Below are 18,845 nucleotides of genomic sequence, written 5' to 3'. Positions count from 1 at the left end.
CGCCTACCAGCTCAACCTCAAAGGAGAATCCATGCGGAAGATGAAATCCATCATTGACCCCAACTGACCAGTTCCCATAGCGTCCCAAAACCAGCATCGCTTCGCTCCGATTCTCTGGTCAGTTTCAGCCGGAACGGGTGGGCGGTTTCCCGTGGAATCACTGGTCAGTTTGTCCGGAATGCGCAAGGGAGACCACATCGACCTCTGGAACGGTTATGGAACCAAGTCTGGCGAGTATTTTCAAGAGTCCGGGGAGGTTTGGTTTTGGCCGCTGTAATGAATGCTTTTGTGGGGATGTGCGTGGCCTTCCTGCTAATGTCCGGATGGCTCTGGGCCGAAGGGAAGGCTGAATGTGTTCAGGTTTCCGGGGTTGATGTGTGCATCAGTGATGGCTCGGTCCGTTACGGAGAAAATCAGGACCGGCTTGAGGCCGCATTTTCGGAGGGGGCGGTCTTCGCGGTTGACGCATCCGGAACGCCGCAGGTCGTCCGGACCGGGAAGGGGAGCGTCGTTGCGGTTGTAGATTCCAGCGCAGTGCATGGCAGTGGGGAATGCAAAACGACAGTGCGCGGAATTCTGGTTACCCCGGCCGGGAAGGTCCGGCTTTGCCCGAAGGTTCAGAATGTTTGGAGCTGTTCCCGTGGGCCCTGGGACGAGAAAATGTTTATCGTGATTGGAAATTCAGCGCTGGAAAAGTAATTGGCTCTGGAAGCATTGTGCTGGTCAACTTTTGGATTGGGATTGGGGGAGGCCGGTGCGCAAAGTGTGAACGGGATTCCTTTTGCCGGAAATACTCGAAATTCCCGTCGCAGACTCAGATCACTCAACCTGCCAAGCATGGACCGACTACATACAACCTCTCCAATTTGGTCAAATGGGCATACTTACCGGCTTAGAAACGATTTATGTTGTTATATTTCAAGTTATTGAAAAGAAAATTCGCAAATTTTCAATCAGAAATCACATTCTAACGCCCTCAAAAGGGCCTTTTTGAAGAAAAAGATCAATCATTTCAGTATACTGTTGGTCTCAGAGACCCAGGCCCGAATCTTGCCCTCCGTGAGGCAATCTTTACCAGAAATCTCTATTTTTCAATGGCTCGGTTTTAGGGGAAGGCTACAAAGTCAGTACGTATTTATTTTCGACGTGTGACAGAATGATGCCGGTGAGGATCGTGGCCCTGAATGGATTCAAGAGAAGAGGGAGGCTGGTGCACAAAAAAAGGTTCCGAATTGAAGTCCGGAACCTAAAGGTCCTTGGTGCCCCCACCATGACTCGAACATGGGCAAACCGGGATTAGGAACCGTTCAAAATGCCGGGGAATGGCCAGACACCGATCTGAATATGTCCGGATTTGTCTGCTTTGGGCCTGAAAAGGTGGCGTTTTGGGTGGCCATTTTTTTGAAAATTCTAGTTGTTAACGTAAATAAAAGACTGAGGCGGGGTTGCTCCGGGACTAAATTTTGCTAAGTCAATAGGTTTTGCGTACTGTACAGGTTTGATAACTTCGATGGCTACAGCAAGTTGCTTTCCAGAAAAATATAGATCAAAAAAATCTTTGCTGATTCCCGAATATTCTTTAGTTTTATTCCAAACATATTTTGGATTATTAAGTATTATATCGCCAACATCAAATTTTCCGACTATTTTGCTGATAGGAAATGTTGCATAAATGAATATGGTATTAATATCATGTTTAAAATTAACTTTTCTAAATTCAAATTTTTTAGTTCCATCAAAAATTTTTTGTACGTACTCAGGTTTTATTGATAAAATAGCGTTCATTAATTTGTCCTGCATTCGTTATTGCGTTAAAATGATCATTAGTAAGTTGGAAAAAACCCCAATAGTTACTTAATATGTTTAAGTTTTCTATAAGATGCTTTCTATTGATTTTTTTTACCATCGATGTGTTGTATAAAAATTTAATAATTTTAGGAAATCTTTTTGTTCTATATAAGTTACTGAGCTCTGTTTTGTCGAATACACTGTAAGACACATTTTTGTCAATAAATTCATCCTCTGATTTGTACGCATATATCGATGAAATTTCTTCTACAGTGCAAATTGTTGTTATTACAGATCTATAATGAGCTGGGCCTCCGCCATCAGACGTCCTATATATACATAATATATCGCCTCGCTTAAGATCTTCAACGCCGCCCATATTGCACATATATATTTTGTGTATACTGTTTGTGTGTGAGACATCTTGAATGATGTCTTGTGGGTTTTCGTTGTTTAAAATAGAATCAGGAAAAAGACGTGTGTGCCATTGCGGATATATCGAAAGAACAAATTTATTTTTTGAACAGTCAACATTTGGGTAGTTCTTGAGTATGTCAGCAGAATATCGGGATAATTTTTTTATGAATACTTGTTCGATACCGTTTGGACCAATTTTAGTACCGTGCGAAATAAATCCGTATTTTTGGATTAAATTAATAAGTGGTGCATGTTTTTCAAAAATTGTTATATATAATTCGTCAATATTGCTGTGAATAGCAAAATCTAATGATTTTTTTATAAATCGCTCGCCTAGCCTGGTTCCATGAGCGTCTATTTTAAATGTCCCTAATTTAATCCTTTGTTTTTTTGGTAACTTAGGAACAATATCTTCATGTGCTTCATCTTCAATTTTTAAATATAGAAAACCGTCTATGGTTCCTGGGACCGTACTATGGACTAATGCAAATTTATCTGATTTTTTTACAAACCAATCCTCAAATTCTTTATAATCTAATTTTAGACTGTCAAAAAAAATATTATCAATATCGATATCTTTGAATTTTTTATAACTAAGCATTAAAACAATTCCTCGAAATTAGTAGTTTTCGTTAAAATACATTTCGGCGAGGCCTTTTTTGTGCTCATCCATTATAATTCTTGTTTTTTTGAATCCGTAGTATTGGAAAATTCTATGAAATTTTGAAATATTGTTTTGAGAAATTGTAAAAAAAGGTTTTTCTGTATCCAGTAGAGCAAAGGATCTATAAAAAAGTTTTTTGCCGATTCCGCAATTTTTGAATTTATCTGAAACACAAATTGTTGAAAGCTTGCGTTCAGACTCAATTTTCACAAGCGAAATTCCTGCAATTTGACCATCAATTTCTTCAATTATAATGTCTCTAGTTTTATTAAAGAAGCCAGGAACTACTTTTCCATAAAACCATCCGTCAAAACTTGGATAATCTTTTTTAATATCGTGCAAGAAATAATAAATTTGGTTAATTCTGCTTAATATTGAATAATTTAAAATATTATTATTTAAATAACAAAAATCCTTAAATATAATCTTATTTTTCTGTACCATTGCCGATCTCCATTGTCTGTATATTGACAGGTTCTTCTATCTGATTTGGAGATTCATCAAGAAGATGAAAAGATGCATAATTTGCGAAGAGACTGCTTATTGTTCCGAAAATAAGTAATGATATAATCATCATAATTATGATTTTTAAATTTGTAAATGAATAGTCTGTCTTTAAGAATAAGCTATAATCAGAAAAGTCTGTTTTTTTCCAATGATGCGCAATAATTTTGCTCTGCGCAGTTAGCCTTAATGTATCTTTAATCTTTTTGTTTTCTTTTCGAGAGCCAATTATATATTGATTCCAGATGTCATTTTCAAGTATTCTGGATGCATTAATTTCTTTGCTAATGAATTTAAACTCTGTAAATAGATCTGTTATCAAAAATAGGTTCATAGATTCAAATTTACAACATTCTCCGATAGACTCTACTATGTCATTTGGTAGTTTTCTCGCAGAGTTGATATTAATTTCTACAAAGTCAACTTTGTTGTAGAATCCATTGGTTAGGCCAAAATTTTGGCTAATTGTTTTTACCGTATCTGTAATTTTATTTATTCTAAATCTGTAATATCCATTAATAACAGGATTTTCTTTTGATGGATGTGAAGTTATTGTAATTTGAGTTCCAGTGACTTTTTCTCCGACTTTGTATGGGCAAGTTTTAAAAAATTTATCTGATAAAGTTATATAGTGAAATGGATCCTCTCCTTGCATCTTAACTTCGTGAAAAATTCCACCACCGTTTGATATTGTTGTTTTCTTGTTAAAAAGTGCATTAGTGATATTTGTATTTTCAGCTAAAATTTTTATTTTATCTTCGATGTCTTTTTTCTCAATCACATAAGGAAGATATATGTGAATTTGTTTAATCTTTTCATAGTTTTTAATCTTAATTCCAAATTCTATGTATCGAAATTCTTTATTTTTAGATAGCCATATATTTATGTCTAAATGAATCTTAATGTCAGAAAGCAATTGGTTTTTCTTGCATGTCCACCATACAGCAATAGAATTCATTTTCTTATTTACGCTTATGTGTTGATTGTTTACCACTAACAGTGGTTGATTGATTTATTTAATTTGCTGAAATTTTATCAACGAGAAATAAAATAGTACTTTGAACATCTTGTGGAAGCGTATCAACCCCGAATTTTTTGGTTTATGTTATTTGTTTGAATTTTATTATTAATTTAACCGGATGGTTTCTTTTTCTTCGTCTATTGAGAACTCTTGCATTCTGTTGATTCCATTGCCAATTATTTTCGCATTATATTCACCATACGGAAAATCAACCACGACTAAATCGTGCGGGGATATACTTTTCATCAGAACTAATTTATTAGTTTTCTTATTTTGTATTACTACTGAAATCGTATTGAATGAAGTAAATAGTACTCTGCTAATTTCACTTTCTACATTATTTTTTTTAGGGTATGATTTTTGTTTGTAACTAGTATTTGCTACGTATTGTTTACTCTTTTCATATTTATTTTGTTCTAGAAAATATGTGTTTTTATTTTCAGACTCTGTTTTAATATTGCTAACTTGTTCGTTTACTGCATGTCCAATTATATCAATTTGTTCAATATTCCAATTTCTTGATTTTTTGTAATATTTAAATTGACACTCAAAAAGTTCTCCCTTTCCTGAAAACCTCTGTAGTGATGTTTCTGCCCATTTTCTATATCCATTATCATTGGAAACTAATATGCGTATTTTTAAATAATCTGCATATTTACCACCCTGAATTCTTCCACTTATATGCACTGTGTTCAATTTATGAAGAACATTTGCATTTGAGAGGTGGTAACCGTTTACACTCCAAATACCTTCCGCTTGGGCATCATTGATCCAAATTGTCAGGAAGATCAGGATCAATATTATTTGCTTCACGTTTTAGCATCCTCTCTAGGCGCAATTCTCGTTTCATAAGAGTTAAATAAATTTTTTGAATTTCATCGGGTAGGTTATCTGCAAGTTGTCCAATTTTCAATGCGTTTGGATTTTGTATGACATGTGCCGTCTGGTCCGTAAGCAACCAAAGCGGATCAATTTTAAATTTCTCATAAATAGCTAGTAGTGTTTTTGCGCTAGGGTCTGGAAAAGGAAAGGGGGCAAGCCTACCTTTGGCTTTTCTCAAGGACACGCGTGGCAAATTTTATTGCTAGATATTCCTGGTTTTCCCTAATTACAAGCTTGATTGGGGTTCTGGCATTGAAGCGGTCGAAAATTAAAATTCCAACACTCCAGTATCGCTTTTAAAACTCACCATCGAAACATTTGTCTTTCCAGCCAGCAGAATTTCCGCCTTGTAAGACCCTGTCCTGATCTCAACAGCTATGAACCGGCTGTTGATGCACAAATTCTTAAGCATAAAGAATTTGCGAATGGGATTGATTAGCAGCACATTTTGGAAGGATCAAGGAAGGAAGCCGTATGACATTGAAGAAAAGTCAGTACGTATTAATTTTCGACGTGTGACAGAATGATGCCGGTGAGGATCGTGGCCCTGAATGGATTCAAGAGAAGAGGGAGGCTGGTGCACAAAAAAAGGTTCCGAACTGAAGTCCGGAACCTAAAGGTCCTTGGTGCCCCCACCATGAATCGAACATGGGCTAACCTGTATTAGGAAACACGGAGAGCGCTTTTGCCGATCACCGCGTGCCCCGAATTTGCTAACTTCCCGGTGCAACGCCGCGTAAGCTCATCAAGAAAGGTGATTCAAAAGGTGAGTCAATTGCACCTCTTCGTGCTACAAAATCGCAGAGGCCAGTGATCCACAAAAAGGCTTGTCTGACAACTTTTCTTGCTGACCATGGGCAGGAAGCGTGGTAGGGGCGCAGGAAAAGGGGAGGATGTGATGATCGTGGGCGCGAAGGAGCGGATAGTCTGGGTGCTGGTTGTTCTTTTTGCTTCAACAGTGGGCTATTTCCTTGGGCAAAAAGTCGCTGTGCCAGAGCACAAGGCGCAAGTCGCAGTAGAAGTCGTCTCTGAAGACACAGACGTTTCAAACGAGATCAGTAAATCGTTTGGATGGGCAGACGCCCCGTCAAATATGAATGTTGAGGCTGTCGATGTCGTCAAAGGCGTGCGACTAGGCGGCGACGATTACCCACACCCACGGCCAGCGGTAAAGCTGGCTCTGAAAAACATTGGTGACGAGGACCTCGGCAGCTTCGGAATTAACGTCTTGGTCTTGGACGAGCAGAACAAAAGACGGGTTGCTACCTATGGGCAGGCAAGCGGATCCATCAAGGAAGGCTGGACGTCTGGCAGGATGCTATTTGACGCGACAGAAACAGACTGGAAAGACCTTGTTGGCACCAACAAAATTGATTTTCCAGTGACGATGATTTTTTACGCGAGCGTTACGGGTGGTGACAAGGATATCCTTCGTGTAGTGTTCGAGCCTTGGGAAATCGATACGCTCCCAGAACTTAGCCACTAAAGGAGTGGGTCGGTATGGAAGGACTTGGGCTTCTTTGGATAATCTTTCTTGTTTTAAGCGGCTGCGTCACAATTGCGCCCCTCATAATCTGGCGAAACACGAACCGTACAAACAGGTTGCTTGCTCTCATGCTCTTGCAGCAGGGTGCCAAGCCAGAGCACGTGCGCGGGGCCTGGTCGCAAAGTGGATCTTCTCTTACCTCGATACCGGGATACGAAGATATGGGTATCGTTGGCGCGCTCAAGGACGCCGGACGTGCCGTCCAAAAGATCCAGAAAGACTTCAAGGAGGCCGCCTCCGAAGACCCTAAGCCCGCCCCCATAAAGCCAAAATCTCGCTATTGCCACCATTGCGGATCAGACGCGCCACTTGAGGCGTCCGCTTGCCCAACATGCACCAGGGAGTTGCCGGACCGTCCTGTGTTTTGTCCCAAGTGCGGACATGAGATTTCGCACAGGCCAGAAGCATGCCCAGGATGTGGCGCCAAATATCGATACAAGGACAACCCGGCATGAAGCGCATAGCGATCATCGCCATCACTTTGGTCGTATCCGCGGCCAGCGTCCACGCAGGTTTCAAAATGTACGGCCCAAATGGTCAGCACATGGGCAGCTCCGAGACGGCCGAAGAGCGCACCGCGCGAGAAGCAAGAGAGGCCGTTCACAGGCAGATCGTAGAGGACTATCGCAGATCTCTCCCACCCTTAGTCCCGCCTGCCCGCAAAACGGGTAAAAATCCATTGTCTGTTGAAGATGTAGAGAGGGGCAAGCCGCCCGCCATCGACGACGGCCCAAGGCCCGGCGGTCATCGCCGCCACCTTTGGCGTGAGCGCACAGGTTTCAATACGCCAGCAGAGCGTACCAGATATGTGCGCGAGATCCAGCGCTTGAACCGGGAGCTTAAAAAAGAACGTGCAAAGCCCAACCCCGCCGGAGATCACCCTTCAAAGATCCGTAAGCAGTTTGCCCCTAAGTTTTAAACCGCAACATACCGCACTCTCGGCGTACTCCCCGACGCGCCGCCGATGATTTGCAGCAAAGGGGTCAGGCCTGCCCTTAGCTTTTCTCGAGGACGCTATTGGAACCCGTGCGCGGTGCATTGGCCAGCTTTGAGCGGTATTTGTCGCGAATTCTTCATCGTTCGCATTCCTTGCATACCAATGCGAGGCTCGAAGGGTTCAACGGCCTGTTTATGCAGCGAGGGCCAGAGCAAGGAGATATCGGAATGTGGAAAATTTCATCACCATGGTCGAAGTCCGGAACCTAGAGGTCCTTGGTGCCCCACCATGACTCGAACATGGGCGAACCGGGATTGGAGCGCGCATTTTTTTGAGATATTCTTATGAGTACCGCAGAATCTGGACTTCAGCCAGAGCATAAAGTTGACTTCGTCCTTGTCCTGCTGAAGGGCGCTGATCGCGCCCATGAGATAAATATATTTGATTCCATTCCCGTCGCTGATTTTCTTTCACGGCAGGCGTACCCTCCCGGTCAAGAGTTTCTGTATGATTGCCTGCTTGAGCATACGGGTTTTTTCCCGCCGTTGCGTAAGTATCGACAGTTCTGTGTCCGAGTCCGAGAGGATTTCGACGAAGTCGGTTTGTTCGGGGCGGGTTGGAGTGGCATGGCTTATGCGTTTCGGTTGAGCGTTGACGGGATGAAACCTTCCTCGGACAGCGCGCGGATGATGCCGCGCAACAGAAAACTGTTGCTGAAGCCCAACGTGTACTGTCGTGCACCTTCCTTGATCGGCAGCAGCATCTTGCGCTCGACCAGCTTCCTGATCTGATATGTGCGTTGTGCCGATGTCATGCCCGGCATGGCAGGGCTCAGGTCGGAAGCCTTGGCGATGCCCGTTTGCGCTCCAACCTGAAGAATACGCGCTTCGGCCATGGTGATCAGTTCGCGTTCCCGGGCAAAGGCAATGGCGGGCAGCAGTATGTTATCGGCCAGATAGGTGAAATCAGTCAGCCGATCCACCTTGCGCAATTCATCCAGAATGCCCCGCAGCACATAGATGCACCACGTTTCCAGACCGGCCTGAGTCCCGGCATCGGCTTTTTCCAGCATGGAGTAATAGCGATCGCGGTCATTGCAGAACACAGCAGTCGGATTTAGTACCCGCCCTCCGGCCTGGACGTTGAAGCCGTATTTGATCAGCAGCGAGTACGTCAGCAGGCGCACTACACGTCCGTTGCCGTTGCCAAAGGGGTGTATCCAGCCGAAACGATGATGGGCCAGCGCCACCTTGATCAGATCGTATTTGGGTGGATGGTTCTCGTTGATGAAGGCCACCAGTTCCTGCATGTACTGCGGCACCAGCAGGAACTCTGGCGGCAGATGTTCCGACCGTGCGATTGTGACCTGTTGACGGCGGTAAGCACCGGGCGTGGCGTCGCCCTCGCGTTCCAGACTGCCGACCGTCATGGCATGCAGTTCGCGGACGAAATGTTCCGTCAACAAATGGCCCTGTTGGACGCTTTCTTCGATGTAGGCCATGGCGGCCTCGATGTTGCCCATTTCTCGCAGCTGGTCGGGCGGAAGTTCCTGGGAACCTTCCAGCTTGCTTTCCACGTAATCGGCCAAGGTGGTGTGATTGCCCTCGATGCGGGCCGAACCCAGACTTTCGAGCATGTGGAAGACATGCTTGAGCTGAAAAAACATCGGAGCAGGCGTGGTGCCGACTAAGTGAAGACGGCGCAGGTGTTCCAGCTCCGTCAGCACATCCACCAGCGGGGAATCAAACGCCGGGTTGAGCAGGCTCAAATCATAATGGCGAAATGTAGGCATGTTGAAGTACTCACGCTCCTATCTTGAATTTTCTGTTTTTCTTATAAAGAAAACAAAATGTTAACTCAAGTATTAGATCGAAGTATCTTTAATAGCGAATTTCGGCATGTTGAATCAATGCCGAAAAACACGCATGGCAAATTTTACTGGCTGAGGGAGACTGGTGCATAAAAAAAGGTTCCGAACTGAAGTCCGGAACCTAAAGGTCCTTGGTGCCCCCACCATGACTCGAACATGGGCTAACCGGGATTAGGAATCCCGTGCTCTATCCACCTGAGCTATGGGGGCGGTCCGTTGTGGAGCAAATTCATTAGGCGAGGCGGGGGGTAAAATCAAGCATATTTCACCCTTGAAAAATGTGTTCGTGGGCGCTCACGGCCGTGAGGGGATGCGTCTCTTTCCCGGGAGAGCCCAGGAACGCGTTGAACATCCGTGCGGCTTTGTGTATTCTTGCGCAGTTGCCTGAGTTCTCATTTCGGGAAAGGCGCGCCAACGAATCAAAACGGGTGAAAATCGATGGGTACATACGTTGCTGCTTCTGCGCCGGGTCAGGATACCTACGGAGCCACGATCTTCGATTACGCCCTGTCCGGGGGAAAATTCGCGGCCTTGACCGATGACACGGTCTTTGTGGAGCTGATCAAGTCGGTCCTCTATCACAGCATGGGCTTGTCGAAAAAATCCTTCCATCATTTCACCCGGCTGGACGATCTCTTCGAGCTTCTGCACGAGGACAGGGACGCCAGATTCATCATCTGCCTTGAGCGCCGCGCGGCAGAGGCGGACATGTCCCAGGTCATGGAGCGCATCATGCGGCTGTGCCCCGGCGCGGGCCTCATCGTCCTGACCCAGGAAGTGGACCAGTACACCACGGCGCTTCTGGTCGAACAGGGCGCGCACAACATCATCACCAAGCCTATTTCCGTGGCCTCCTTCAGCGAGAAGCTGGCCTTCACCATCGCCCCCCAGGGCAAACTCAGCAAGCTCATCGAAAAGGGCAAGAAGCTGCTCGAATCCGGCGGCTGGGGCGAGGCCCTGCTTGTGGCCGAGGACATTCTGCAGCAGAAGCCGGACAGCGCGGTGGGGTTCATGATCAAGGGCGACGCCTATCTGGGCCTCGACATGACCTCCCGGGCCGAAGAGAATTACCAGCGGGCCGTGAAGAGCGCCGAGCTCTACCTGGCTCCGCTCAAGCGTCTGGCCGCGCTCTACGAGCAGGCCGGGGACGCCGCGAAGCAGCTTGAATGCCTGCGCCGCCTGAACGAGATCAGCCCGCTCAACACGCAGCGCATCCTGCATATCGGAGAACTCGAGATCGCACGCGGCAATACCGCCGTGGCCGAGGAGATGTTCCGCAACGTGATGCAGTTGGCGCAGCGCGAGGCCGCCGAGTTCCTGTCCAACCTGTCGAGCAGGATTGCCGACATCTGCGCCAACCGCGATCCGGACATGGCCATCCACTATTCGAAAAAGGCCCTGGATTTGCGGGGCGACAACATCACGGCGGCCGACGTCGCCACCGTGACCATCCTTGGCATATCCCTGCGCAAGCAGGGCAAATGGCGCGAAGCCATCGCCGAGTACCTGCGCGTGCTGGCCGTTGTGCCCGGCAGCGCGACCCTGCTCTACAACATGGCCATGGCCTACAGCGAAGGCGGCGAGACGAGCAAGGCGCTCAAGGCGGTGGAGAAAGCCCTGAAGCTTGATCCCGCATTGCCTTCTTCGGGCAAGAACGTGGCCTTCAACATCGGCACCATCTTTCAGAAGGCGGGGCGAAACGGGACGGATTTTTTCAAGAAAGCCTACGAACTGGACCCCAACGACAAGATGCTCTGGTCCGCGCTGAAGCGGTCCCAGGCGCTGCACGAAAACACCTGACCGGCCAAGGCTCTTGGCCGGGTTGTCTCTTTTTCTCATCCACAAGGAGTATTCATGGCTGTCCATCCCCTTGCCGGCGCATCCGTGCCGGAATCAATGCGTATAAACGTGCCCCGGCTGATCTCCGACTACTACACCCTGGCTCCGGACCCTTTACAGGCGGATCAGCTTGTGGCCTTCGGCACTTCCGGGCATCGGGGCTGCGCTTTCAAGGCGTCCTTCAACGAACCCCACATCCTGGCCATCACCCAGGCGGTCTGCGAATACCGTGCATCCCGCGGCATTGACGGTCCCCTCTTTGTGGGCATGGACCCCCACGCCCTCTCGGAGCCCGCCCTGCGCACGGTTCTGGAGGTTCTGGCCGCGGCTGGCGCCGATTGCCGTTTTCAGCAGGGCTTCGGCTACACTCCGACGCCGGTCATCTCCCACGCCATCCTGACCTACAACCGGGGGCGCGCTTCCGGTCTGGCCGACGGCCTGATCATAACCCCTTCGCACAACCCGCCCGAAGACGGCGGCATCAAGTACAATCCGCCCCACGGCGGTCCGGCCGGGACCGAAGTCACGGCCTGGATCGAGAAGCGGGCCAACGCACTGCTCGAAGACACCCGCACGGTGGCGCGCATCCCCCTGGCCCGGGCATTGAAGCAGGGCCTGTGCCGGGAGCACGACTTCATCCGCCCCTATGTCCTTGATCTGGAGAACGCCATCGACATGCAGGCCATCCGGAATGCGGGCATCGGCATCGGCGTGGACCCTCTGGGCGGTGCGGGGCTTCCCTTTTGGGAACCCATTGCCGAGCATTACGGCCTCGACATCAAGGTGGTCAGCACGGTGCTGGACCCGACCTTCATGTTCATGAGCCTCGACAAGGACGGCAAGATCCGCATGGACTGCTCCTCGTCCCATGCCATGGCCAAGCTCATCGCCATGAAGGACTCCTTTTCCATCGCCTTCGCCAACGACCCCGACGCCGACCGCCACGGCATCGTCACCGCCGGGCATGGGCTCCTGAATCCGAACCATTACATCTCCGTGGCCATCGACTATCTGCTCGCGCATCGTCCGGACTGGTCGCCCTCGGCACAGGTGGGCAAGACCCTGGTCACCAGTTCCATGGTCGATCGCGTGGTGGCGGCGCATGGGCGCGGAGTGCGGGAAGTGCCGGTGGGATTCAAGTGGTTCGTGGATGATCTTCTGGCCGGAACCTGCTGCTTCGGCGGCGAGGAGAGCGCCGGGGCTTCCTTCCTGCGCCGCAACGGCGAGGCCTGGACCACGGACAAGGACGGGATTCTTCTGAACCTGCTCGCCGCCGAGATCACCGCCGTCACCGGCAAGGACCCCGGCGACATCTACGCGGAGCTGGAATCGCGGCACGGCAGCCCCATCTACGAGCGCCTGCAGGCTCCGGCGGGCATGGCCCAGAAGAAGCTGCTCTCGTCGCTCTCGGCAGAGCAGGTGACCTCGGCCGAACTCGCAGGCGAGCCCATCCTGGCCAAGATCACCCATGCCCCGGGCAACGGCGCGGCCATCGGCGGCCTGAAGGTGGTCACGAAAAACGGCTGGTTCGCGGCGCGGCCCTCGGGCACCGAGGACATGTACAAGATCTATGTGGAGAGCTTTCTGGGCCGCGAGCATCTGGAGCGCATCAAGATCGAGGCCCAGGACATGGTCGATGGGGTCCTCAACGGCTGAAAAAAGTCCCTTCGGACTGCGTTGTACGTCTGATTTGAAGAGCTCATGTAGACGGCTACACATCGCCCTTCAAAATAGCCGCGCGCTCTTCGCAAGGGCGAGCCCGTCGTCCGGTTGCGGATGGCGGGCTTGTCCGCGTTTTGCGGTAGGGCTGCGCAGACGAAAGGCAGTGGATCCCCGCCTGCGCGGGAATGTCGATGAGGCATCCCGGCAGTATGGAGTCTGGACCGCCTTGTCAAAAAAAGCGCATCTCTTTCGCCGATTATCGTGTCATTCCCGCGCAGGCGGGAATCCATGACCGATTACGACTACCGGCTGGCGCACACGTTCGTCATTCCCGCGCAGGCGGGAATCCATGACCCGTTTCAGTGAATCCAAAAAAAGACGCCCGCCATCGTTTCCGAGGGCGGGCGTTTTGCCGTCATTGCCGAAAATTACTTTTTCTTCTTGGCCCGTTCGCGGCGCAGCCAGTCGTACCATGCGTCCATGCCTTCGCCGGTGGTGGCGGAGAGGGCGAAGATCTCGATGTCCTTGTTGATGGAGCGGGCAAAGCCGCTGGCGCGCTTCACGTCGAAGTTGACGTAGGGCAGCAGGTCGATCTTGTTCAGGATCATGACCTTGGATTCGGCGAAGATGAAAGGATATTTTTCAGGCTTGTCGTCGCCTTCGGTCACGCTCAGGATGGTGACCTTGAAGTCTTCGCCGACGCTGAATTCCGCGGGGCAGACCAGGTTGCCCACGTTTTCGACGACCAGGATGTCGACGCCGTCCACGCCGAGCTTCTCGGTGGCGTCGCGGACCATGGAGCTGTCGAGGTGGCAGCCGCCGGCGGTGTTGATCTGCACGGCGCGGGCCCCCGTGGCGGCCACGCGGCGGGCGTCGTTCTCGGTCTGGCAGTCGCCTTCGATGACGGCCATGTTGAACTCGTCCTTCAGGTCGGTGAGCGTTCTCTCCAGAAGGGAGGTCTTGCCCGAGCCCGGCGAACTCATCAGGTTGAGGGTCAGGATGCCGCGAGCGCTGAGCGCTGCGTTGAGGTCGGCCGCGACCGCGTCATTGGCCTCGAGAATATTGCGTACCACATCGACTTTCATGCTTTCCTCCACGTTATTCGGCTTCGATGTTATCTATGTAGAGTTCACGGCCGGAGATGATCTCGTGTCCCAGTTCCGTAGTGCACTGCGGACAGGGCATGATGACACGTTCCTCCAGGCTGGGGCTGAATTCGTGGCCGCATTGACGGCAGCGCACGACCATGGGTTTGACCTCGGTCTCCATCTTTGCGCCTGCAAACGGAGTGTCGATGGTCAGGATTTCAAAGGAGGTTTCGAGGGCTTCGGGCACAATGGCCGAGATTTGGCCATAGACGATCTTGAACGAGTGCAGTTTGGTGAGGCCGTGCTTGGCCATTTCTTCGCCGATGATCTTGATCAGGCTCTCGGCAATGGAAAGTTCGTGCATTTTTACTCCCTGACAGGCCGTTTAAAACCGGGGATCCGCGTCTTCACCGCGAAAAATCCAGAACCTGATGCATGCAGGAATGCGTTTGGCTCCGGTATTTTCTGCGCTCCTCGCATTTCACCATATCATTGAACGGCCAGGACATTTGAAATTTTTCAATGGTCGGCGAAGAGCTTATGAACGGCGCTCCGATGCGTAAGCCGTGTCCAGGGCATTGTCCAGAGCAATGCGGGATCGGGTCAGGGCTTTGCCGGCGAGAGTGCAGCGGTACATCTCCCAGTCCTGGTGATTGATGATGTCGATGATGCCGCGCACATCCGGGCCGACGAGATGCAGCAGCCCGTCAAGATCACTGTCCACGTCGATGAAGACGCCTTCGTGCACGAAATCGAGGACCTGGCCGCTGACCTCGCATTCGTAGCCGGACAAATGCCTGAGGCATGATTTCAGTTCGTTCTCATTGAGTCCGGCCAGATGGCCGTAAACGCGAAAGTCGTGAGGCATTGGGCAGTCCTTGTGGTTCAGTCGGGGAGAACAAAGCAGGTGTAACCTTCATGAGAGAGTACGGAGACCAGGAACGGGTCCGAAAAACGCCGGTCCAATATGGCGATTCTGCTTGTCCCGCCCGAAACCGTCCACGCCGGAACCTGCACCGCGATGCGGTTTTGCGCTCCCTCGTGCCAGGAGGCCTGGATCATGCCCTGGCGCAGCAGGTCCTTGTCGCGCAACAGCTGCAGCAGGGAACCGAGCGTGTCGGGCATGGTCCGCCCGAAGGTCTCCTCCGGATTGCTCGGGTTCATGGCCCGGATAATCTCAAGGTGCGTGGCCACGGGAACATAGATGGAGTCGCGCGGGCGGGACGGCAGGCGTGAAAGTTCGTTGTACTCGTCCAGTTCGATGAGCTTGATCTGGGCCGCATCGAGCACTTCGTGCAGTCCCTGGGGCAAAGACGGTGAGTCCTTGCTCTGCCGGGACCAGATCATGTGGATGCGCTTTTGCCCGCCTTGCTCCATGATGGCGATTTGCGGCGACATCAGGGTCACGCCGACGCCGTTGCGGGAAAGCACCAGCTCCCTGCCCGCGCCCCAGAGCCGAAAATGCCTCGGGAAGGAGGATGCCAGTTTTTCCAGCACGTCCTGCAGGCTCCAGCGGGGCGAGATGGTGCAGACCTTCATGCCCAGTTTGTTGGCGCTGGCGATCCATGCTGCGTTTTTCGGCACGGGGCAGAAGAGGATCTTGCCTCCCCAGGGAGCGTCCAGCAGCGGAGTTTCGGACAGTTTGACGACCAGCCATTCCGAACCGGGCAGGGGGAACATGCTTTCGTCACCGGGCACGAATTTGAAACGCATCTGTTCCAGCACCGTTTTGACAAAAGGCAGGCCGGTTTTGGGCGAGCGTTCCGTTTTCTTTGTGGCCGTGGCGTTCGACGTGTCGGATTGCCCGGTGCCGTCCGCGCTGCCCGTGCTGCCCGAGGATGGCGTCACGGTTTGCGGCGGCTCTGCCAGGGGGATTTGCGGAGGCTGCAGCACCAGCGGAGCAGGAGGTGCCGGTCGGGGCTGCGGCTGAACCGGGCGGCTTTGGACCGCCGGGGCCTGGCCTGTCTCGATGACTTGAGTCACGACGGTTTGCGCCGGTTTCGCGGACTGCTGCGCAGGCGGAGCCGGGACAGGGGCGGGAGCCGGAACTGTTTCGTCATTGGTCGTGACGGGCAGGATGACTTCCTGTCCGACGCGCAAGGTGTTGCTGTTGGGGACTTCGGGGTTGAGTTCAAGGAACAGGTCGAGGTACCGGCTGTAGATCAGCTTGTTTGATATCCCTTGCGCCTTGAGGATCTGGATCAGCGTATCCCCCTGGCGTATCACGTAGGGCTTTTTTTCATATGCTCCCGGGGGAACCGATGCCCGGGGTCGCTTGATCCCGGCGTCGGCGGCGGAGGATACTTCGGGAATCTGGATGACCTGACCCGGCATCAGTCGGTTGATGTCCGGGATATGTGGGTTCAAAGTCTGGATGCCGGGTAGGGCACGCTGGATCTGAGAGGCGGAATAGCCTTTTGATTCCAAAATCTTGTAGAGCCATTCGCCTTGCTTGACGATATGCTCCTCACCGGGTTTGCGATCGACGCGGATATTTTTTTCAAAGAAAAGTCGTAGCGGTTTTTCTGAAAATCCCGGCTTGGTTATGCTTGTCAGGAAGCATAGAGCAAGAATAAGAAGAACTGCACGTTTCATGGTTTTCAGATGGACCCGTTTTTTTCTGCCTGTTATTTCCGGTAATGGAACCAAGGATATAGCAAAAAGGATGGAGGCTGTCACTGCACTTTGCGTAAAGGGATTCACCCGAACGACTGAAGGAGTATATCATGTATGTAGGCCTTGCCATGGACAGACATGTCCCCACCATCACTTCGGATACGCTGATTATCAAAGCGGATCGAATGATGGAGGAGAACAGACTTTGGATTTTGCTTGTTGTCGAGGATGGAAAGCTTAAAGGATATGTGGCCAAGGAAGATATCCGGGCTGCATTGCCATCCGGCGCGACAACATTCAGTAAGCATGAAATCAATTATCTCCTGTCCAGGATGACGGTAAAGGAGTTGGTGCGTAGCTCGATGCCTACCGTGACTCCGGAAACGGAAATCGAGGTCGCGGCCAAGATCATGTTCGACAAGGATCTGGCCGGGCTGGCCGTGGTCGACAGGAAAAACCGGCTCAAGGGGTACATCAGCCGGGGTTCCATGCTGGCCGTGCTGGTGGAGGAAATGGGACTGGAGCTGGGCGGTGTGCGCATCGTCATCGAGGCCGAGGATCGCAAGGGCCTCATGGCCGAGATCAGCAGGCTCTTTTTCGACCTGGGCGTGAATATCCTGTCCACATCGACCTTTTTTCGCGACAGCCAGCGTTTGCTGGTCTTCCGCGTGCGCGCCGACGACCCCGAAGCCCTGCAGCGGGTGCTGACGGACAAGGGGTACAAGATCGCCGGGCCCGAGCGCTTCGAGGAGGAGTGGGCATAGACGGTTTTACGCAAGGACGCTTTCACTCAGGCGAAAGCGTCCTTTTTTCAGCGGTAGGTTATCTCAAGCCCCACCCCGACCTCGCGCAGGGGCGCGACCGCCGCCAGCGCGATTTTCGAGTCCAGATCCGTGCAATGGCACGGGCTCAAGGTTTTGGGTCCGATCCGGCGCAGATATTCCACCGTCCCTTCCATGCGCTCCCGTGACGGGGAGAGCAGGTGCAGCCCGCCGATGATGTCCGCGATGCGGGATTCGCCGGTCAGGTCCATGGCCTGGGCCACGATGTTGCAGATGCCCGCGTGGGAGCAGCCAGTTATGATGACCAGCCCCTCGCTTCCCCGGTACACCAGGGCCGAATCGTCCATGATGCGGTCCGGCGTTTCCTGCCCCTCTTTGAAACCGATGCCTTCGGTCTGCTCGAATCCGATCCGGCGTGGTATCTCTCCCAGAAAAAGAAGCCGTTCGCTGATCTTTTGCGCAGCCTTGCCGAGCCTCATGTCGTAATGCCTGGCCAGCTTGCCGGGTTCCAGAAGCGGTCCGATCTCCGGACACTGGTCCAGGGCGATGCTGGTGAAGGCCTCGGGATGGGCGACCAGCGCCGGGCGTTTGCACGGCCGTCCTTCAAGGCGAAGTTCGCAGAGGCGCCGGGTCAGGGCCTCAAGTCCCCAGGTGTGGTCCATGTGCCCGTGCGAAAGCAGCACGAAATCCAGGTCGTCCAGGGAAAGGCCCATTTTCCAGGCGTTTGTCAGGAACAGGTTCGAATAGCCGCAGTCGAAGAGGATTTTGCGGCCGTCCTCCTCGATCAGCAGGGACAGGCCCGGCTCCCCCTCGTAATAGCGGTCGATCAGGGTGTTGTTGTCAACCAGAACGGTGAGTTTCATGCCGGGCTCCTGCCTCGATCGGACGCCTGTCCGGGTTCATTTGATGTAGGAGCAGCAGTAGTCGGTGACGACGCGGACCTTGAGGGAGAATTTTGCGTTGGCCGGGACCTCGAAGGCCGTCCCGTCGCTGAATGTCCGCCAATCGGTTGCGCCCGGCAAGAGGACGTCCAGCTCGCCCGACTGGATTTCCATCAGTTCCTTTTCGGCCGTCCCGAATTCGTATTCGCCGGGGAGCATTATTCCGAGCGTTTTTTTGGAGCCATCGGGAAAAACAAGGGTGCGGCTGGTGACGTTGCCGTCTGAGTAGATGTTGGCCTTTTTCAGGACGGTGACATTGGAAAATTCGGACATGGCTGGTCTCGCTGG

At 51.5% G+C, this 18,845-nt stretch carries 19 protein-coding genes, 1 tRNA gene and 1 pseudogene; 7 read left to right on the top strand and 14 right to left on the bottom strand.

Annotated elements, in window-relative coordinates; all coding sequences use genetic code 11:
* Window positions 1-1,410: 1,410 nt before the first annotated feature.
* The 6 genes from BMZ24_RS18565 to BMZ24_RS19590 form a co-directional block, all read right to left on the bottom strand.
* Entirely contained in the window at window positions 1,411-1,785 is a 375-nt protein-coding gene (locus BMZ24_RS18565) for an ASCH domain-containing protein (RefSeq protein WP_092194462.1), read from the bottom strand.
* Entirely contained in the window at window positions 1,757-2,806 is a 1,050-nt protein-coding gene (locus tag BMZ24_RS18560) for a hypothetical protein (RefSeq protein ID WP_092194460.1), read from the bottom strand. The genes BMZ24_RS18565 and BMZ24_RS18560 overlap by 29 nt, the downstream gene beginning before the upstream one ends.
* 18 nt (window positions 2,807-2,824) lie before the next feature.
* Window positions 2,825-3,313 (bottom strand): GNAT family N-acetyltransferase, encoded by a 489-nt coding sequence (locus BMZ24_RS18555; protein WP_092194458.1) that lies wholly within the window; start codon window positions 3,311-3,313, stop codon window positions 2,825-2,827.
* Window positions 3,297-4,331 (bottom strand): hypothetical protein, encoded by a 1,035-nt coding sequence (locus tag BMZ24_RS18550; protein WP_143077960.1) that lies wholly within the window; start codon window positions 4,329-4,331, stop codon window positions 3,297-3,299. The genes BMZ24_RS18555 and BMZ24_RS18550 overlap by 17 nt, the downstream gene beginning before the upstream one ends.
* A gap of 168 nt (window positions 4,332-4,499) precedes the next feature.
* Window positions 4,500-5,207, bottom strand: a complete 708-nt coding sequence (locus BMZ24_RS19595; RefSeq protein ID WP_143077959.1) for a hypothetical protein — start codon at window positions 5,205-5,207, stop codon at window positions 4,500-4,502.
* Window positions 5,158-5,454, bottom strand: a complete 297-nt coding sequence (locus BMZ24_RS19590; protein WP_143077958.1) for a hypothetical protein — start codon at window positions 5,452-5,454, stop codon at window positions 5,158-5,160. Before BMZ24_RS19590 ends, BMZ24_RS19595 begins: the two co-directional genes overlap by 50 nt.
* Window positions 5,455-6,174: 720 nt before the next feature.
* On the opposite strand from BMZ24_RS19590, the gene BMZ24_RS18545 reads away from it, so the two are divergent.
* The 4 genes and pseudogenes from BMZ24_RS18545 to BMZ24_RS20275 form a co-directional block, all read left to right on the top strand.
* On the top strand, window positions 6,175-6,762 hold the full coding sequence (locus tag BMZ24_RS18545; protein WP_092194455.1) for a hypothetical protein: 588 nt from the start codon (window positions 6,175-6,177) through the stop codon (window positions 6,760-6,762).
* A 14-nt stretch (window positions 6,763-6,776) separates the two neighbouring features.
* Window positions 6,777-7,277: a double zinc ribbon domain-containing protein gene (locus BMZ24_RS20570; RefSeq protein ID WP_092194454.1), complete on the top strand. Its 501-nt coding sequence runs from the start codon at window positions 6,777-6,779 to the stop codon at window positions 7,275-7,277.
* Window positions 7,274-7,741, top strand: a complete 468-nt coding sequence (locus BMZ24_RS18535; RefSeq protein ID WP_092194453.1) for a hypothetical protein — start codon at window positions 7,274-7,276, stop codon at window positions 7,739-7,741. The genes BMZ24_RS20570 and BMZ24_RS18535 overlap by 4 nt, the downstream gene beginning before the upstream one ends.
* A 95-nt stretch (window positions 7,742-7,836) precedes the next feature.
* A pseudogene (locus BMZ24_RS20275) lies at window positions 7,837-8,051 on the top strand (transposase); the annotation flags it as partial.
* Between the two features lie 339 nt (window positions 8,052-8,390).
* Here BMZ24_RS20275 and BMZ24_RS18530 read toward each other — a convergent pair.
* Both BMZ24_RS18530 and BMZ24_RS18525 read right to left on the bottom strand, forming a co-directional pair.
* Complete coding sequence (locus BMZ24_RS18530; protein WP_092194451.1) at window positions 8,391-9,551, bottom strand: Fic family protein; 1,161 nt, start codon at window positions 9,549-9,551, stop codon at window positions 8,391-8,393.
* 210 nt (window positions 9,552-9,761) lie between these two features.
* A tRNA-Arg gene (locus BMZ24_RS18525) sits at window positions 9,762-9,839 on the bottom strand.
* Window positions 9,840-10,067: 228 nt separating this feature from the next.
* Here BMZ24_RS18525 and BMZ24_RS18520 point away from each other — a divergent pair.
* Together BMZ24_RS18520 and pgm are read left to right on the top strand one after the other, a co-directional pair.
* Window positions 10,068-11,429, top strand: coding sequence for a tetratricopeptide repeat protein (locus tag BMZ24_RS18520; protein WP_092194449.1), 1,362 nt, complete (start codon window positions 10,068-10,070; stop codon window positions 11,427-11,429).
* 54 nt (window positions 11,430-11,483) lie between these two features.
* Window positions 11,484-13,124 (top strand): phosphoglucomutase (alpha-D-glucose-1,6-bisphosphate-dependent), encoded by a 1,641-nt coding sequence (gene pgm / locus BMZ24_RS18515; RefSeq protein WP_092194447.1) that lies wholly within the window; start codon window positions 11,484-11,486, stop codon window positions 13,122-13,124.
* A 434-nt stretch (window positions 13,125-13,558) separates the two neighbouring features.
* Here pgm and hypB read toward each other — a convergent pair whose 3' ends face one another.
* From hypB to BMZ24_RS18495, 4 genes are all read right to left on the bottom strand, one after another.
* Window positions 13,559-14,215, bottom strand: a complete 657-nt coding sequence (gene hypB / locus BMZ24_RS18510) for a hydrogenase nickel incorporation protein HypB (protein ID WP_092194445.1) — start codon at window positions 14,213-14,215, stop codon at window positions 13,559-13,561.
* Window positions 14,216-14,228: 13 nt separating this feature from the next.
* Complete coding sequence (locus tag BMZ24_RS18505) at window positions 14,229-14,582, bottom strand: hydrogenase maturation nickel metallochaperone HypA/HybF (RefSeq protein WP_092194443.1); 354 nt, start codon at window positions 14,580-14,582, stop codon at window positions 14,229-14,231.
* Between the two features lie 174 nt (window positions 14,583-14,756).
* Window positions 14,757-15,086, bottom strand: a complete 330-nt coding sequence (locus BMZ24_RS18500) for a hypothetical protein (RefSeq protein WP_092194441.1) — start codon at window positions 15,084-15,086, stop codon at window positions 14,757-14,759.
* A 17-nt stretch (window positions 15,087-15,103) separates the two neighbouring features.
* The gene (locus BMZ24_RS18495) at window positions 15,104-16,813 is read right to left on the bottom strand and encodes a LysM peptidoglycan-binding domain-containing protein (RefSeq protein ID WP_092194439.1); all 1,710 of its coding nucleotides are present in this window, start codon (window positions 16,811-16,813) and stop codon (window positions 15,104-15,106) included.
* Window positions 16,814-16,944: 131 nt separating this feature from the next.
* Between BMZ24_RS18495 and BMZ24_RS18490 the strand changes: the two genes are divergently transcribed.
* A complete protein-coding gene (locus tag BMZ24_RS18490) occupies window positions 16,945-17,598 on the top strand; it encodes a CBS domain-containing protein (RefSeq protein WP_092194437.1) in 654 nt (217 codons plus the stop codon).
* Between the two features lie 47 nt (window positions 17,599-17,645).
* On the opposite strand, the gene BMZ24_RS18485 is transcribed toward BMZ24_RS18490, so the two are convergent.
* The gene (locus BMZ24_RS18485) at window positions 17,646-18,479 is read right to left on the bottom strand and encodes an MBL fold metallo-hydrolase (RefSeq protein ID WP_092194435.1); all 834 of its coding nucleotides are present in this window, start codon (window positions 18,477-18,479) and stop codon (window positions 17,646-17,648) included.
* 36 nt (window positions 18,480-18,515) lie between these two features.
* Complete coding sequence (gene ppnP / locus BMZ24_RS18480) at window positions 18,516-18,830, bottom strand: pyrimidine/purine nucleoside phosphorylase (RefSeq protein WP_092194433.1); 315 nt, start codon at window positions 18,828-18,830, stop codon at window positions 18,516-18,518.
* Between the last annotated feature and the right edge of the window lie 15 nt (window positions 18,831-18,845).

Origin of the sequence: Desulfomicrobium norvegicum, from assembly GCF_900114595.1 — a bacterium.
Taxonomy (GTDB): Bacteria; Desulfobacterota; Desulfovibrionia; order Desulfovibrionales; family Desulfomicrobiaceae; genus Desulfomicrobium; species Desulfomicrobium macestii.
This window is presented reverse-complemented; position numbering and strand designations above follow the sequence as displayed.